Consider the following 505-nt stretch of genomic DNA (forward strand, 5'->3'; position numbering starts at 1 on the left):
GTAATTTCAATTGAAACTATAATAATTTCATAAAACGAAAGTTAAGTGGCAATATTTCATTATCAAATGAAGCTTTCAGAAAAAGAAAAGCGTGAGAAGTAGAAGAGCAAACCAAGAGGCGGACAGCAATGTATTTCAATATTCAGAGGTTCTCGACCCACGATGGTGATGGTATTCGCACCATTCTGTTTCTGAAGGGATGCAGTCTGTCCTGTCCTTGGTGCCAAAACCCAGAAAGCCGCAGTGAAAAGCACTCTCTGCTGTTTGATGAGCGCAGTTGTATGGCGGACTGCCAGCTTTGTGTGTCGGCTTATAAACAAACCGTAAACGGCGACATGGCGAGCGATGGTATCCGACGTATTGACGATCAAATCATCATCAATCGAAAAGCCATGAGCGAAGCGCAGATCATAGCGCTGCGAAACGTATGTCCAACACAAGCGCTCAGCATATGTGGAGAAGCGGCGAAATCGGACGACCTGTTTGAAGTGTTGATGAAAGACAA

Annotated in this window: 1 protein-coding gene; it reads left to right on the forward strand. The window is 44.4% G+C overall.

The window, feature by feature from the left end:
• Positions 1-128: 128 nt before the first annotated feature.
• A partial coding sequence (locus R7O13_RS31285; protein ID WP_318305783.1) for a 4Fe-4S cluster-binding domain-containing protein occupies positions 129-505 on the forward strand: 377 nt, incomplete at its 3' end.

The organism is Vibrio sp. Y176, from assembly GCF_033438945.1.